Here is a 15307-nt window from a genome sequence, read left to right on the forward strand (position 1 = left end):
CGCGCCTGACCGTGCGCGCGTGTCGAGGGTTCGCCAGCCCGTGCCGGACGACGGCCAGTCGCCGGTGACGTCCCGCAGATCCGGTGCGGAACACCAGATCAAGCCCCAGGAAGTGACATGCCTCCGAAGAAGAAGCTCGTCAAGACGTTCACGCTGCAGTTGCCGGCGGGTCAGGCCACCCCGGCACCGCCGGTCGGTCCGGCGCTGGGTCAGCACGGCGTGAACATCATGGAGTTCTGCAAGTCGTACAACGCGCAGACCGAATCCCAGCGGGGCGACATCGTGCCCGCTGAGATCAGCGTGTACGAGGACCGGTCCTTCACGTTCGTGCTGAAGACCCCGCCCGCTGCCCGGCTGCTGCTCAAGGCCGCCGGGATCCAGAAGGGCTCGGGTGTGCCGCACACCACCAAGGTCGGCCAGGTGACCACCGCCCAGCTGCGGGAGATCGCCGAGAAGAAGATGGCCGACCTCAACGCGAACAGCATCGAGCAGGCGGAGAAGATCATCACCGGGACCGCCCGGTCGATGGGCATCACCGTCAAGGAGTGACCGTCCCGACCCGCGACTGCGGGTCGGAGCCGACCGACGTGGGAGGGCGCGCGCACGGCGTCGCCCGCCAGTGACCACAGGAGCCAGAGACAATGCAGCGCAGCAAGAACTACCGCAAGGCCACCGAGCAGATCGACCGGACGAAGCTGTACGCCCCGGCCGAGGCGGTGAAGTTGGCCAAGGAAACCAGCTCGGCGAAGTTCGACGCCACGGTCGAGGTCGCGATGCGCCTCGGCATCGACCCGCGTAAGGCGGACCAGATGGTCCGCGGCACGGTCAACCTGCCGCACGGTACGGGCAAGACGGCCCGGGTGATCGTCTTCGCCGCCGGGGCGAAGGCGGAGGAGGCCGTCGCCGCCGGCGCGGACGAGGTCGGCACCGACGAGCTGGTCGCCCGGATCCAGGGTGGCTGGCTGGACTTCGACGCGGCGATCGCCACTCCGGACCAGATGGCGAAGATCGGCCGGATCGCGCGGATCCTGGGCCCGCGCGGCCTGATGCCGAACCCGAAGACCGGCACGGTCACCATGGACGTGACCAAGGCCGTCTCGGACATCAAGGGCGGCAAGATCGCCTTCCGGGTGGACAAGCACTCCAACCTGCACCTGATCATCGGGAAGGCCTCGTTCGGCGAGGCCCAGTTGATCGACAACTACGCGGCCGTGCTCGACGAGGTGCTGCGGGCCAAGCCGTCCGCGGCCAAGGGCAAGTACCTCAAGAAGGTCGTGCTGACCACCACCATGGGGCCGGGCGTGCCGGTGGACCCGAACGTGGTCAAGGACCTACACGAGGCGACCAGCGAAGGCTGAGCGGTCCAGATCGACTGACGGTGGGGGTGGGGTCCGGCGGACTCCACCCCCACCGCCGTGCCGGGCGGATTTGGTGCCCGCCAGTGCGGTGCCGTACGCTTGCCGTATCCACACCCAAAGACCGCTGGTCACCGTGCCTCGGCACGGTTGAAGGTCCCGTTTCCACGGGCGGCCCGCGCAGGGGCGGAACGGACGATGAGTCATCGCCGTCGGCTGACGGCTGCCTCGCCCCGTGCGCCCTGCGCCCGGGGCGTTTTTCGTGGGCGCGGGATCTTCACGGCCGGCCGGCCACCCGCCGGCCGACCGCCAGCCTGGAGCACCAGAGAGGAGGGACATGGCGGACAAGCCGGTTCGTGCCGACAAGGCGACTGCGGTCGCCGACCTGACCGAACGGTTCCGTGCATCGGGTGCCACGGTGCTCACCGAGTACCGGGGTCTCACCGTCGCCCAGCTGACCCAGCTGCGCCGTTCGCTGGGGCAGAGCGCGACCTACTCGGTGGCGAAGAACACCCTGGCCAAGCGGGCCGCGTCGGACGCGGGCATCGACGGACTCGACGCGCTGTTCACCGGTCCTACCGCGCTCACCTTCGTCTCCGGCGACGTGGTCGAGGCCGCGAAGGGCCTGCGCGACTTCGCTAAGGCCAACCCGATGCTGGTCATCAAGGGCGGGGTCTTCGAGGGGCGCGCGATCACCGCGACCGAGGTCAACAAGTTGGCCGACCTCGAGTCCCGCGAGGTGCTGCTGGCCAAGCTGGCCGGTGGCATGAAGGCGAACCTGAGCAAGGCCGCGGCCGTGCTGCAGGCCCCGCTGTCGAAGACCGCCCGCCTGGCGGCAGCGCTGCAGGACAAGCGCGAATCCGAGGGTACGCAGGCCTGACCCGCCAGCGCCCCGTCAACGTACTCAATTCGAAAGGAAGCCGACCATGGCGAAGCTCAGCACCGACGAGCTGCTCGACGCGTTCAAGGAGATGACGCTGATCGAGCTCTCGGAGTTCGTGAAGCAGTTCGAGGAGACCTTCGACGTGACCGCCGCCGCGCCGGTGGCCGTCGCGGCCGCCGGTGGCCCGGCCGCCGCCCCGGCCGAGGCCGAGCCGGAGAAGGACGAGTTCGACGTCATCCTCGACGCGGACGGTGGCAAGAAGATCCAGGTCATCAAGGTGGTCCGGGAGCTGACCGGCCTCGGCCTCAAGGAGGCCAAGGACCTGGTCGAGGCCGCGCCGAAGGCGGTCCTCGAGAAGGCCAACAAGGAGACCGCCGACAAGGCCAAGGCCAAGCTGGAGGCGGAGGGCGCCAAGGTCACCCTCAAGTGACCTGACCCACACCGAGGTTGATTGCGGGCGGCGATCCCCGACGGGGGTTGCCGCCCGTTTCCGTTCGCACACCCGGTGCGATTGCCCGATGATCAGGGCATTTCACCCTGGTCGGGGTCGACGGGCTGCCCGGCCGGCCGGCAACCGGCTGACGTAGTGGGCGATCTCCCCGTACGACAGGCCTTGACGCGGCACGGACCGGCAGGCACGCTGACTACAGCAAGCTGTTTCACGGGCTTGCGACGGCCAAAGCTGGGTAATGGCACCAGCAGCGGGTCGCCGGATCGGGAGACCGGTCAGGGGTCCCGGTGTTCGCCAGCCCCCACCAGGCTCCGTGGGAACGCCGCGTTCCGAGCGGTACGGAGGCACCGGTCCCGGTCGCCCCGACCAGCTCCGCGACGTCCTTCGGCGTCGGGCTGGACAGCGGTTAGCCGCTCGGCTACACTGCTAGTTTGCGCTGCCTTCCGACTTGCCTCGCGCCCGGAATGTCCGATCCTGGATATTTTGACCGAGGTTCTTTGGAGTGCGCGCGAAACAGCCGTCTGCAGCACCGGTCCTCGGAAGGACGCATCTTGGCAGCTTCCCGCCCTGCGAAGACCAGTCGTACGTCGAGCGCTTTCGCTCCTCGCCGAATCTCATTCGGCCGGATCACCGAACACCTCGAGGTCCCCAACCTTCTCTCCATCCAGACCGAGTCGTTCGACTGGCTGGTGGGCAACGAGGCTTGGCAGGGCCGGTCGGCTGACGACCCGCACGCACGATCCGGCCTCGCGGAGATCCTCGACGAGATCAGTCCCATTGAGGACTTTTCCGGCACCATGTCGCTCTCCTTCTCCAGCCCGCGCTTCGACGAGGTCAAGGCCTCGATCGAGGAGTGCAAGGAGAAGGACCTGACCTACTGCGCACCGCTCTTCGTCACCGCGGAGTTCACCAACAACACCACCGGCGAGATCAAGAGCCAGACGGTGTTCATGGGTGACTTCCCGATGATGACGCCGAAGGGCACCTTCATCATCAATGGCACCGAGCGCGTGGTGGTCAGCCAGCTCGTCCGGTCCCCGGGCGTGTACTTCGACAAGCAGCCGGACAAGACCTCCGACCGCGACCTGTCCAGCGTCAAGGTGATCCCTAGCCGGGGTGCCTGGCTGGAGTTCGACATCGACAAGCGCGACACCGTCGGTGTCCGCATCGACCGTAAGCGGCGTCAGGCCGTCACCGTCCTGCTCAAGGCCATCGGTTGGTCCGCCGACCGGATCCGGGAGCGGTTCGGCTGGTCCGAGCTGATGATGACCACCCTGGAGAAGGACCACATCGCCGGGGTGGACGAGGCGCTGCTCGACATCTACCGCAAGCTCCGTCCTGGTGAGCCGCCGACCCGCGAGAACGCGCAGACGCTGCTCGACAACCTGTTCTTCAACCCCAAGCGGTACGACGTCGCCAAGGTCGGCCGGTACAAGTTCAACAAGAAGCTCAACCTCGACGTCCCGATCAACTCCGGGACGCTCACCGAGGACGACATCGTCGCCACCGTCGAGTACCTCTGCCGGCTGCACGCCGGTGAGGAGGGCTACGAAGCCGACGACATCGACCACTTCGGCAACCGGCGGCTGCGTACCGTCGGCGAGCTGATCCAGAACCAGGTACGGGTCGGCCTGTCCCGGATGGAGCGGGTCGTCCGCGAGCGGATGACGACGCAGGACGTCGAGGCCATCACGCCGCAGACCCTGATCAACATCCGCCCGGTGGTGGCGGCGATCAAGGAGTTCTTCGGCACCTCGCAGCTGTCCCAGTTCATGGACCAGACCAACCCGCTGGCCGGGTTGACCCACCGCCGGCGGCTCAGCGCGCTCGGCCCGGGTGGTCTGTCCCGGGAACGGGCCGGCTTCGAGGTCCGTGACGTGCACCCGTCGCACTACGGTCGGATGTGCCCGATCGAGACCCCGGAAGGCCCGAACATCGGTCTGATCGGGGCGCTGTCCACCTTCGGGCGGGTCAACCCGTTCGGCTTCATCGAGACCCCGTACCGCAAGGTCATCGACGGCCGGGTCACCGATCAGATCGACTACCTGACCGCGGACGAGGAGGACCGGTTCGTCAAGGCGCAGGCCAACGCGCCGCTGATGGCCGACGGCACCTTCGCCGAGGACCGGGTCCTGGTCCGACGCAAGGGCGGTGAGGTCGACTTCGTCCCGCCGGCGGCCGTCGACTACATGGACGTATCACCGCGGCAGATGGTCTCCGTCGCCACCGCGATGATCCCGTTCCTGGAGCACGACGACGCCAACCGGGCGCTGATGGGCGCGAACATGCAGCGCCAGGCGGTGCCGCTGGTCAAGGCGGAGTCCCCGCTGGTCGGCACCGGCATGGAGTACCGCGCCGCGGTCGACGCCGGTGACGTGGTGATCGCCGAGTCCGGTGGTGTGGTCGAGGACCTGTGCGCCGACTACGTCACCGTGCACCAGGACGACGGCCACCGCCGGACCTACCTGCTGCACAAGTTCCGTCGCTCGAACGCCGGCTCCTGCGTCAACCAGAAGCCGACCGTCTTCGAGGGCGACCGGGTCGAGGCCGGCCAGGTCATCGCGGACGGCCCGTGCACCGACGACGGCGAGATGGCACTCGGCCGCAACCTGCTCGTGGCGTTCATGCCGTGGGAGGGTTACAACTACGAGGACGCCATCATCCTGTCCCAGCGGCTGGTGCAGCAGGACGTGCTCACCTCGATCCACATCGAGGAGCACGAGGTCGACGCCCGGGACACCAAGCTCGGCCCCGAGGAGATCACCCGCGACATCCCGAACGTCAGCGAGGAGATGCTCGCCGACCTCGACGAGCGCGGCATCATCCGGATCGGCGCCGAGGTGGTTCCCGGTGACATCCTGGTCGGCAAGGTCACCCCGAAGGGTGAGACCGAGCTGACCCCGGAGGAGCGGCTGCTGCGGGCGATCTTCGGCGAGAAGGCCCGGGAGGTCCGGGACACCTCACTGAAGGTGCCGCACGGCGAGACCGGCACGGTGATCGGCGTACGGACCTTCTCCCGCGACGACGGCGACGAGTTGCCGCCCGGCGTCAACGAGCTGGTCCGGGTCTACGTCGCGCAGAAGCGGAAGATCCAGGACGGCGACAAGCTCGCCGGCCGGCACGGCAACAAGGGCGTCATCTCCAAGATCCTGCCGGTCGAGGACATGCCGTTCCTCTCCGACGGCACGCCGGTCGACATCGTGCTCAACCCGCTCGGTGTGCCGGGCCGGATGAACATCGGCCAGATCCTGGAGACCCACCTCGGGTGGGTGGCCAAGACCGGGTGGAAGGTCGAGGGTGACGACGCCGAGTGGAAGGCCGCGCTGCGCGCCATCGGCTCGGACGACGCCGAGCCGGACACCAACGTCGCGACCCCGGTCTTCGACGGTGTCCGCGAGGAGGAGATCACCGGCCTGCTGGGCAGCACCCTGCCCAACCGGGACGGCGTGCAGCTGATCGGCAGCTCGGGCAAGGCCCAGCTGTTCGACGGCCGGTCCGGTGAGCCGCTGCCGGACGCGATCGCGGTCGGCTACATCTACATCCTCAAGCTCAACCACCTGGTGGACGACAAGATCCATGCGCGGTCGACTGGCCCGTACTCCATGATCACCCAGCAGCCGCTCGGCGGTAAGGCACAGTTCGGCGGCCAGCGCTTCGGTGAGATGGAGTGCTGGGCGATGCAGGCCTACGGCGCCGCCTACGCGCTGCAGGAGCTGCTCACCATCAAGTCGGACGACGTCCTGGGCCGGGTCAAGGTCTACGAGGCGATTGTCAAGGGCGAGAACATCCCCGAGCCGGGCATCCCGGAGTCGTTCAAGGTGCTGCTCAAGGAGCTGCAGTCGCTGTGCCTCAACGTCGAGGTGCTGTCCAGCGACGGCGTGGCCCTGGAGATGCGCGAGACCGACGACGAGGTGTTCCGGGCCGCGGAGGAACTCGGTATCGACCTGTCCCGGCGGGAGCCGAGCTCGGTCGAGGAAGTGTGAGGCGCGGTCGGCGGCCCTGACCCCAGGGCCGCCGACCGGGGCCCCGTGAACCAGCAGTAGCGACGACGACATAGGGGACACGAAACGTGCTCGACGTCAACTTCTTCGACGAGTTGCGCATCGGTCTCGCCACCGCCGACGACATTCGTCAGTGGTCCCACGGCGAGGTCAAGAAGCCCGAGACGATCAACTACCGCACCCTCAAGCCGGAGAAGGACGGGCTCTTCTGCGAGAAGATCTTCGGCCCGCAGCGGGACTGGGAGTGCTACTGCGGCAAGTACAAGCGCGTCCGCTTCAAGGGCATCATCTGTGAGCGGTGCGGCGTCGAGGTGACCCGCTCCAAGGTCCGTCGTGAGCGGATGGGGCACATCGAGCTCGCCGCTCCGGTCACTCACATCTGGTACTTCAAGGGCGTCCCGAGCCGGCTCGGCTACCTGCTCGACCTGGCGCCGAAGGACCTGGAAAAGATCATCTACTTCGCGTCGTACGTGGTGACCGGGGTGGACGCCGAGGCGCGCCACCGCGACATGTCGACGATCGAGAACGAGATCTTCGCGGAGAAGCGCCAGTCGGAGAACAGCCGCGACTCGGAGATCGAGAAGCGGGCCGCCAAGCTGGAGGCCGACCTGGCCGAGCTGGAGGCCGAGGGCGCCAAGGCCGACGTACGCCGCAAGGTCAAGGAGTCCGGCGAGCGGGAGATGCGCCAGATCCGCGACCGGGCGCAGCGGGAGATCGACCGGCTCGACGAGGTGCTCGACACCTTCCGCAAGCTGGAGCCGAAGCAGCTGGTCACCGACGAGCTGCTGTACCGGGAGCTGCGCGACCGGTTCGGTGAGTACTTCACCGGCGGGATGGGCGCCGAGGCGATCAAGACCCTGCTGCAGCACATGGATCTGGACGCCGAGGCGGACAACCTGCGGGAGATCATCCGGAGCGGCAAGGGCCAGCGCAAGATCCGGGCCTTGAAGCGGCTCAAGGTGGTCGCCGCGTTCCTCAGCACCCGGAACTCGCCCGGGGGCATGGTCCTCGACTGCGTACCGGTGATCCCGCCGGACCTGCGCCCGATGGTGCAGCTCGACGGTGGCCGGTTCGCCACCAGCGACCTCAACGACCTGTACCGCCGGGTGATCAACCGGAACAACCGGCTCAAGCGGCTGATCGACCTGGGCGCACCGGAGATCATCGTCAACAACGAGAAGCGGATGCTGCAGGAGGCCGTCGACGCGCTGTTCGACAACGGCCGCCGCGGCCGGCCGGTCACCGGCCCGGGTAACCGTCCGCTGAAGTCGCTGTCCGACATGCTCAAGGGCAAGCAGGGCCGGTTCCGGCAGAACCTGCTCGGCAAGCGGGTCGACTACTCCGGCCGGTCGGTCATCGTCGTCGGTCCGAAGCTGAAGCTGCACCAGTGCGGTCTGCCCAAGCAGATGGCGCTGGAGCTGTTCAAGCCGTTCGTGATGAAGCGGCTGGTCGACCTGAACCACGCGCAGAACATCAAGTCCGCCAAGCGGATGGTCGAGCGGCAGCGGCCGGTGGTGTGGGACGTGCTCGAAGAGGTCATCTCCGAGCACCCGGTCCTGCTCAACCGGGCGCCGACCCTGCACCGGCTGGGCATCCAGGCGTTCGAGCCGCAGCTGGTCGAGGGCAAGGCGATCCAGATCCACCCGTTGGTCTGCACCGCCTTCAACGCCGACTTCGACGGTGACCAGATGGCGGTGCACGTACCGCTGTCGGCCGAGGCGCAGGCCGAGGCCCGGATCCTGATGCTGTCGTCGAACAACATCCTCAAGCCGTCCGACGGCAAGCCGGTGACCATGCCCACCCAGGACATGATCATCGGGCTGTACCACCTCACCCACCGGACCGAGGGTCTGACCGGTGAGGGTCGGCTGTTCAGCTCGGACGCCGAGGCCCGGATGGCGTTCGACAACGGCGAACTGCACCTGCAGTCGCCGGTCCGGATCCGGCTGCACGGCGTGGTCGAGGTCGACAACGGTGCCGGCGCGTCGCGTTGGGTGGCACCCGAGGATTGGCAGCCGGGTACGCCGCTGATCGTCGACACCACCCTCGGCCGGGTGCTGTTCAACGAGGTCATGCCGGTCGGCTACCGGTTCGTCAACTACGAGGTCCGCAAGAGCCAGCTGTCGGCGATCGTCAACGACCTGGCCGAGCGGTTCCCGAAGGTGGCCCTCGCGGCGACCCTGGACGGGCTCAAGGAGGCCGGCTACCACTGGGCCACCTGGTCCGGCGTGACCATCGGCATGCAGGACGTCGTCGCGCCGCCGCACAAGCAGGAGACCCTGGAGCGGTACGAGGCGGAGGCCGCCCGGATCGACAAGCAGTACCAGCGCGGTCTGATGACCGGCGAGGAACGACGCGGTGAGCTGATCGAGATCTGGACCAAGGCGACCAACGAGATCGCCAAGGATCTGGAGACCTCGCTGCCGCACGAGAACCCGCTGTGGAAGATGATCCACTCTGGTGCCCGAGGCAACCTGCTGCAGCTGCGGCAGATCGCCGCGATCCGTGGTCTGGTGGCCAACCCGAAGGGCGAGATCATCCCGCGGCCGATCAAGTCGAGCTACCGGGAGGGTCTGTCGGTACTGGAGTACTTCATCTCCACCCACGGTGCCCGTAAGGGTCTGGCCGACACCGCGCTGCGGACCGCCGACTCCGGTTACCTGACCCGTCGACTGGTCGACGTGTCGCAGGACGTCATCATCCGCGAGGAGGACTGCGGCACCGACCGGGCGATCACCATGCAGGTCGGTGAGCGGCTCGACGGCAAGCTGGTGGTGCACGAGTTCGCCGAGACCGGCGTGCACGCCCGTACCCTCGCCGAGGACATCAAGGGTGCCGACGGCGAGGTCGTGGTCGAGCGCGGCGCGGACCTCAACTCGATCCTGGTGGACAAGCTGGTCGCCGCCGGGGTGGAGAACGTGCGGGTACGCAGCGTGCTCACCTGCGAATCCAAGCTGGGTGTCTGCGGCGCCTGCTACGGGCGTTCGCTGCCCACCGGCAAGACGGTGGACATCGGCGAGGCGGTCGGCATCATCGCCGCCCAGTCGATCGGTGAGCCGGGCACCCAGCTGACGATGCGGACCTTCCACACCGGTGGTGTCGCCGGTGAGGACATCACCCAGGGTCTGCCCCGGGTGCAGGAGATCTTCGAGGCCCGGGTGCCGAAGGGCAAGGCGCCGATCGCCGACACCCCGGGCCGGGTGCGGATCGAGGACGGCGAGCGGTCCCGGAAGATCGTCGTCATCCCGGACGACGGCAGCGACGAGATCGTCCACGACAAGGTCTCCAAGCGGGTCCGGCTGCGGGTGCACGACGGTGACCACGTCACCGTCGGCGAGAAGCTCACCGAGGGCACCATCGATCCGCACGAACTGCTGCGGATCCTCGGCCCGCGGGCGGTCCAGGTCCACCTGACCCAGGAGGTCCAGGAGGTCTACCGCTCGCAGGGTGTGCTGATCCACGACAAGCACATCGAGATCATCATCCGGCAGATGCTCAAGCGGGTGACGGTCATCGACTCCGGCGGCACCGAACTGCTGCCCGGTGTGCTCGTCGACCGCGCGGTCTTCGAGTCGGAGAACCGCCGGCTCGTCTCCGAAGGCGGCGAGCCCGCCGCCGGTCGGCCGATGCTGATGGGCATCACCAAGGCGTCGCTGGCCACCGACTCCTGGCTCTCGGCGGCCTCCTTCCAGGAGACCACCCGGGTGCTGACCGACGCGGCGATCAACGCCCGCAGCGACTCGCTGATCGGCCTCAAGGAGAACGTGATCATCGGTAAGCTCATCCCGGCCGGTACCGGCATCAGCAAGTACCGCAACATCCGGGTCGAGCCGACCGAGGAAGCGAAGGCGAAGGTCTACTCGATGACCGGCTACCCGGAGACCGACTACGGGTTCGGGCCGGCCAGCGGTCAGGCCGTACCGCTGGACGACTTCGATTTCGGTTCCTACCGCTGATCAACGGCTGGTACGACTGTCCGGGCGCCTGCCCCGCCGCGACCGCGGCGGGGCAGGCGCCTTCAGCTTGTAGGCTGGCACCGTGCAGGTGACCCCGGTGCCCCAGGCCGCGCACCCGACGCCACGGCATCCGGCGGACCCCGACCCGGTGCGGTCCACCAAGGCCGGAGCCGTCTTCGCGCTCGGGCTGGTCGCGGCGATCACCGGGCTGCTGGTCGGCGGCGTGGTACCGGCCGTGGTGGCGCTGCTGCTGGCCAACCAGGCGCGCCGGGAGGCGTACTCGTCGCGGGGTTACCTGACCGGGGCGGGCTGGCTGCGCCGCGGCGAACGCCTGGCCTGGACGGGCCTGCTCCTCGCCGCCGTGACGCTGACCCTGGCGCTGGTGTTCGGCATCTTCGACTGGGCCACCGGTCCGGTCGGGCAGGACTTCGACCCCGGCATCGACTGACCGCAGCGGCACCGGGCCGGCCCGGGCGACCGGGCCGCCACCGGCCGGTCACGAACGACCGGCTGGGCCGGTCGCAGGACGAGGAGGAACGCAGGTGACCCAGCCCTCGGGGTACGGGACCGCAGCGCCACCGGCCGGGCCGCCGATCGGGCCGCCGCCCGGTGCCCGACCGGTGGCCCCGCCACCGCCGGAGGGACGGCTGTCCCCACGGCGGGTGGAGCAGGTGCCTGGCACGAGTTTCGGGCTGGTGCACCTGGAGGTGCCGCCGGTGGTGTCCGGGCTGGCGGTGACGTCGTTGATCGCCGGCGTCATCTCGGTGCTGGTCTCGCTGACCGTCGGCTGCCTGGGCGTGGCCGGCGCGGACGGTGGCTGGGGCGGCTGGGCCGCCGGGGCGTTCACCCTGCTCGGCGTCGCCTTCGGAGGGGCGGCCGTCGGCCTGGGCCTGCTCGGTCTGCGCCAGGTCCGGCAGACCGCGCCACCGCCGGCGGTGCGGTTCACCGGCCGCGGTCTGGCGATCGCCGGGATCAGCTGCGGCGGGGTGGGGCTGGCGGTGACCCTGTTCAGCTTCGCCGTCGCGCTCCTGCTGGTCGCCGGCTGACATTCGCCGGAGCATCCGGCCAGTGCCCAGTACGCCGCCCGCCGGGCCGGCAGCCGGGCGAACCGGTACACTTGGTGACCGGAGCGGTCCGCTGCAGGCGGAGCAGACAGACGGCCGATCCGAGGTCCGGGGTTCGGGTTCCGAGATTACGGGGCCAGGGTCAGGAGTTCGGTGCCGCCGTTTTGACCTGCGCGCGCGTGGTGGGTACTCTACCCTCTTGTGCCCGGCCTGCCCGGGCAAGTCGTGCGTGCGCCCGATCCAGCCGATGGTCATCGAGCAGCGCAACGGCGGAGTGCAGATCCCGGTGGTTGACAGCTGACGGCCGGGTCCGTGTGCGGGCGACACGCCCGACCGCGGGTGCCGGTGCCCTGGCGGGTGGCCGGTCGGAGTGTAGGAGAGTCGGCCCGCAGGGCGGCTGAGGAAAAGTGCGGCCGCCTGTGCGGCCGGAGGGAGCAAAGGAACCCGGTGCCAACGATCCAGCAGCTGGTCCGTAAGGGCCGCCAGGACAAGACGAGCAAGACCAAGACGCCGGCGCTCAAGGGCAGCCCGCAGCGTCGTGGCGTGTGCACCCGTGTGTACACCACCACCCCCAAGAAGCCGAACTCCGCGCTGCGCAAGGTCGCTCGGGTGAAGCTGAGCAGCCAGATCGAGGTGACCGCCTACATCCCCGGCGTCGGCCACAACCTGCAGGAGCACTCCATCGTGCTGGTGCGCGGCGGCCGGGTGAAGGACCTTCCGGGCGTCCGCTACAAGATCGTCCGCGGTTCGCTGGACACCCAGGGTGTCCGTAACCGCAAGCAGGCTCGCAGCCGCTACGGCGCGAAGAAGGAGAAGAGCTGAGATGCCGCGTAAGGGCCCTGCTCCGCGTCGCCCCCTGGTCGCGGACCCGGTGTACAACTCCCCGCTGGTGACCCAGCTGGTCAACAAGATCCTGCTGCGGGGCAAGCGTCAGCTCGCCGAGCGGATCGTCTACGGCGCCCTGGAGGGCTGCCGGGAGAAGTCCGGCACCGACCCGGTCGTCACCCTCAAGCGCGCCATGGACAACGTGAAGCCGACCCTGGAGGTCCGCAGCCGCCGGGTCGGTGGCGCGACGTACCAGGTGCCGGTCGAGGTTCGCCCGTCCCGGGCGACCACCCTCGGGCTGCGCTGGCTCGTCCAGTACTCCAAGGCCCGCCGGGAGAAGACGATGATCGAGCGGCTGATGAACGAGCTGCTGGACGCGAGCAACGGTCTCGGCGCGGCGGTCAAGCGCCGCGAGGACACCCACAAGATGGCGGAGTCCAACAAGGCCTTCGCCCACTACCGCTGGTAAGCCGCTGTCATGCCCGCCGGCATAGCCGCGCAGACACAGTCGACGACGAGACGAAGTAGGGATTGAAGTGGCCGCCGTAGACGCGCTCGCCAAGGTACGCAACATCGGCATCATGGCGCACATCGATGCCGGTAAGACCACGACCACTGAGCGGATCCTGTTCTACACCGGTATCACGTACAAGATCGGTGAGGTCCACGAGGGCGCTGCCGTCATGGACTGGATGGAACAGGAGCAGGAGCGGGGCATCACCATCACCTCCGCCGCCACCAAGTGCGAGTGGAAGGGCCACACGATCCAGATCATCGACACGCCGGGCCACGTCGACTTCACGGTCGAGGTCGAGCGGTCGCTGCGGGTGCTCGATGGTGCGGTCGCGGTCTACGACGGCGTGGCCGGCGTGGAGCCGCAGACCGAGAACGTGTGGCGGCAGGCGGACAAGTACAAGGTCCCCCGGATGTGCTTCGTCAACAAGCTCGACCGGACCGGGGCCGACTTCTTCCGCTGCGTGCAGATGATGGTGGACCGGCTCAACGCCACCCCGCTGGTGCTGCAGATCCCGATCGGCCTCGAGAGCGGCCACATCGGTGTCGTCGACCTGGTCGAGATGCGGGCGCTCACCTGGCGTGGCGAGACGATGAAGGGCGAGGACTACGCGGTCGAGGAGATCCCGGCCGACCTCGCCGATTCGGCCGCCGAGTGGCGGGAGAAGCTGCTGGAGACCCTCGCCGACGTGGACGACTCCATCATGGAGAAGTACCTCGAGGGTGAGGAGTTGTCGGTCGAGGAGATCAAGGCGGCGATCCGCCGGGCCACCCTCGCCGACAAGGGCAACCCGGTGCTGTGCGGCTCGGCGTTCAAGAACAAGGGCGTCCAGCCGATGCTGGACGCGGTGGTCGACTACCTGCCGTCGCCGCTGGACATCCCGGCGATCGAGGGCACCGCGACGGACGGCGAGACGCCGATGCTGCGCAAGCCGTCGACCACCGAGCCGTTCTCCGGCCTCGCGTTCAAGATCCAGACCGACCGGCACCTCGGCAAGCTGACCTACGTACGGGTCTACTCCGGCACGCTGGACTCCGGGTCCCAGGTGATCAACTCCACCAAGGACCGCAAGGAGCGGATCGGCAAGATCTACCAGATGCACGCGAACAAGCGTGAGGAGCGGGCGACCGCGATCGCCGGCGACATCATCGCCGTCCAGGGCCTGAAGCAGACCACCACCGGCGACACCCTGTCCGATCCGGCGAACCCGGTCATCCTGGAGTCGATGACGTTCCCGGAGCCGGTCATCGAGGTGGCGATCGAGCCCAAGACAAAGGCCGACCAGGAGAAGCTCTCCACCGCGATCCAGCGGCTGGCCGAGGAGGACCCGACCTTCCGCGTCAAGAACGACGAGGAGACCGGGCAGACGGTCATCGCCGGCATGGGCGAGCTGCACCTGGACATCCTGGTCGACCGGATGCGCCGCGAGTTCAACGTCGAGGCCAACATCGGCAAGCCGCAGGTGGCGTACCGGGAGACCATCCGCCGGAAGGTGGAGAAGGTCGAGTACACCCACAAGAAGCAGACCGGTGGTTCCGGCCAGTACGCCCGGGTGATCATCAGTCTGGAGCCGCTGCCGCTGGACAACGAGGCGCCGACCTACGAGTTCGCCAACGCGGTGACCGGTGGTCGGGTGCCGCGGGAGTTCATCCCGTCGGTCGACGCCGGTGCCCAGGACGCCATGCAGTACGGCATCCTCGCCGGCTACCCGCTGGTCGGGGTCAAGCTGACCCTGGTCGACGGGCAGTACCACGAGGTCGACTCGTCCGAGATGGCGTTCAAGATCGCCGGCTCGATGGCGCTCAAGGAGGCCGCCCGCCGGGCGGACCCCGCGCTGCTCGAACCGATGATGGCCGTTGAGGTCACCTCTCCCGAGGAGAACATGGGTGACGTCATCGGCGACCTCAACTCCCGGCGTGGCATCATCCAGGCGATGGAGGAGCGCGGCGGAGCCCGCGTCGTCCGTGCCCTGGTGCCACTGTCGGAGATGTTCGGCTACGTCGGCGACCTGCGGTCGAAGACCCAGGGCCGGGCGAGCTACAGCATGCAGTTCGACTCCTACGCCGAAGTGCCGCAGAGCGTGGCGAAGGAGATCATCGCGAAGGCGACGGGCGAGTAACGGTCCGGGGAGTTGACCCTCCCCGGCCCGTCTCGGGCGAACTGCATACCGGGCCTGAAGGCGTGACCGCCGCAAGACCCGAGCACTTCCCGGTCGCCGACACCGGACCGGAAAGGCTGTCGACAGAGTCCTAAGCGCC

General features: G+C 68.4%; 11 protein-coding genes. All 11 read left to right on the forward strand.

Annotated elements, in window-relative coordinates; genetic code table 11:
* The first annotated feature begins 117 nt into the window (after positions 1–117).
* The 11 genes from rplK to fusA all read left to right on the forward strand — a co-directional run bounded on the left by rplK (position 118) and on the right by fusA (position 15168).
* Positions 118–549, forward strand: coding sequence for a 50S ribosomal protein L11 (gene rplK, locus ACN27J_RS24640; RefSeq protein ID WP_278173660.1), 432 nt, complete (start codon positions 118–120; stop codon positions 547–549).
* 92 nt (positions 550–641) lie between these two features.
* A complete protein-coding gene (gene rplA, locus ACN27J_RS24645) occupies positions 642–1358 on the forward strand; it encodes a 50S ribosomal protein L1 (protein ID WP_278173661.1) in 717 nt (238 codons plus the stop codon).
* Between the two features lie 334 nt (positions 1359–1692).
* Positions 1693–2235: a 50S ribosomal protein L10 gene (gene rplJ, locus ACN27J_RS24650; protein ID WP_278173663.1), complete on the forward strand. Its 543-nt coding sequence runs from the start codon at positions 1693–1695 to the stop codon at positions 2233–2235.
* Positions 2236–2281: 46 nt separating this feature from the next.
* Positions 2282–2668: a 50S ribosomal protein L7/L12 gene (gene rplL / locus ACN27J_RS24655; protein ID WP_123606157.1), complete on the forward strand. Its 387-nt coding sequence runs from the start codon at positions 2282–2284 to the stop codon at positions 2666–2668.
* Between the two features lie 572 nt (positions 2669–3240).
* Positions 3241–6672 carry a DNA-directed RNA polymerase subunit beta gene (locus tag ACN27J_RS24660; protein ID WP_278173667.1) on the forward strand — a complete coding sequence of 1144 codons (3432 nt, stop codon included), beginning with the start codon at positions 3241–3243 and terminating at the stop codon, positions 6670–6672.
* 86 nt (positions 6673–6758) lie between these two features.
* The gene (locus ACN27J_RS24665) at positions 6759–10646 is read left to right on the forward strand and encodes a DNA-directed RNA polymerase subunit beta' (RefSeq protein WP_421369904.1); all 3888 of its coding nucleotides are present in this window, start codon (positions 6759–6761) and stop codon (positions 10644–10646) included.
* Positions 10647–10728: 82 nt separating this feature from the next.
* On the forward strand, positions 10729–11094 hold the full coding sequence (locus tag ACN27J_RS24670; RefSeq protein ID WP_421369906.1) for a hypothetical protein: 366 nt from the start codon (positions 10729–10731) through the stop codon (positions 11092–11094).
* 223 nt (positions 11095–11317) lie between these two features.
* Entirely contained in the window at positions 11318–11692 is a 375-nt protein-coding gene (locus tag ACN27J_RS24675; protein WP_282234502.1) for a hypothetical protein, read from the forward strand.
* A gap of 465 nt (positions 11693–12157) precedes the next feature.
* A complete protein-coding gene (gene rpsL / locus ACN27J_RS24680; protein WP_123606153.1) occupies positions 12158–12532 on the forward strand; it encodes a 30S ribosomal protein S12 in 375 nt (124 codons plus the stop codon).
* A 1-nt stretch (position 12533) separates the two neighbouring features.
* Positions 12534–13004 carry a 30S ribosomal protein S7 gene (gene rpsG, locus ACN27J_RS24685; protein ID WP_278112081.1) on the forward strand — a complete coding sequence of 157 codons (471 nt, stop codon included), beginning with the start codon at positions 12534–12536 and terminating at the stop codon, positions 13002–13004.
* A 67-nt stretch (positions 13005–13071) separates the two neighbouring features.
* Positions 13072–15168 (forward strand): elongation factor G, encoded by a 2097-nt coding sequence (gene fusA, locus ACN27J_RS24690; RefSeq protein WP_278173675.1) that lies wholly within the window; start codon positions 13072–13074, stop codon positions 15166–15168.
* Positions 15169–15307 lie beyond the last annotated feature (139 nt).

The sequence above is a fragment of the Solwaraspora sp. WMMB762 genome (assembly GCF_049179115.1).
In the GTDB taxonomy this organism is placed as follows: Bacteria; Actinomycetota; Actinomycetes; order Mycobacteriales; family Micromonosporaceae; genus Micromonospora_E.

Excerpts from the sequence above, each read along its gene's own strand:
- rplK (WP_278173660.1), top strand. The coding sequence starts at position 118 with ATGCCTCCGAAGAAGAAGCTCGTCAAGACGTTCACGCTGCAGTTGCCG.
- rplA (WP_278173661.1), top strand. The coding sequence starts at position 642 with ATGCAGCGCAGCAAGAACTACCGCAAGGCCACCGAGCAGATCGACCGG.
- rplJ (WP_278173663.1), top strand. The coding sequence starts at position 1,693 with ATGGCGGACAAGCCGGTTCGTGCCGACAAGGCGACTGCGGTCGCCGAC.
- rplL (WP_123606157.1), top strand. The coding sequence starts at position 2,282 with ATGGCGAAGCTCAGCACCGACGAGCTGCTCGACGCGTTCAAGGAGATG.
- rpsG (WP_278112081.1), top strand. The coding sequence starts at position 12,534 with ATGCCGCGTAAGGGCCCTGCTCCGCGTCGCCCCCTGGTCGCGGACCCG.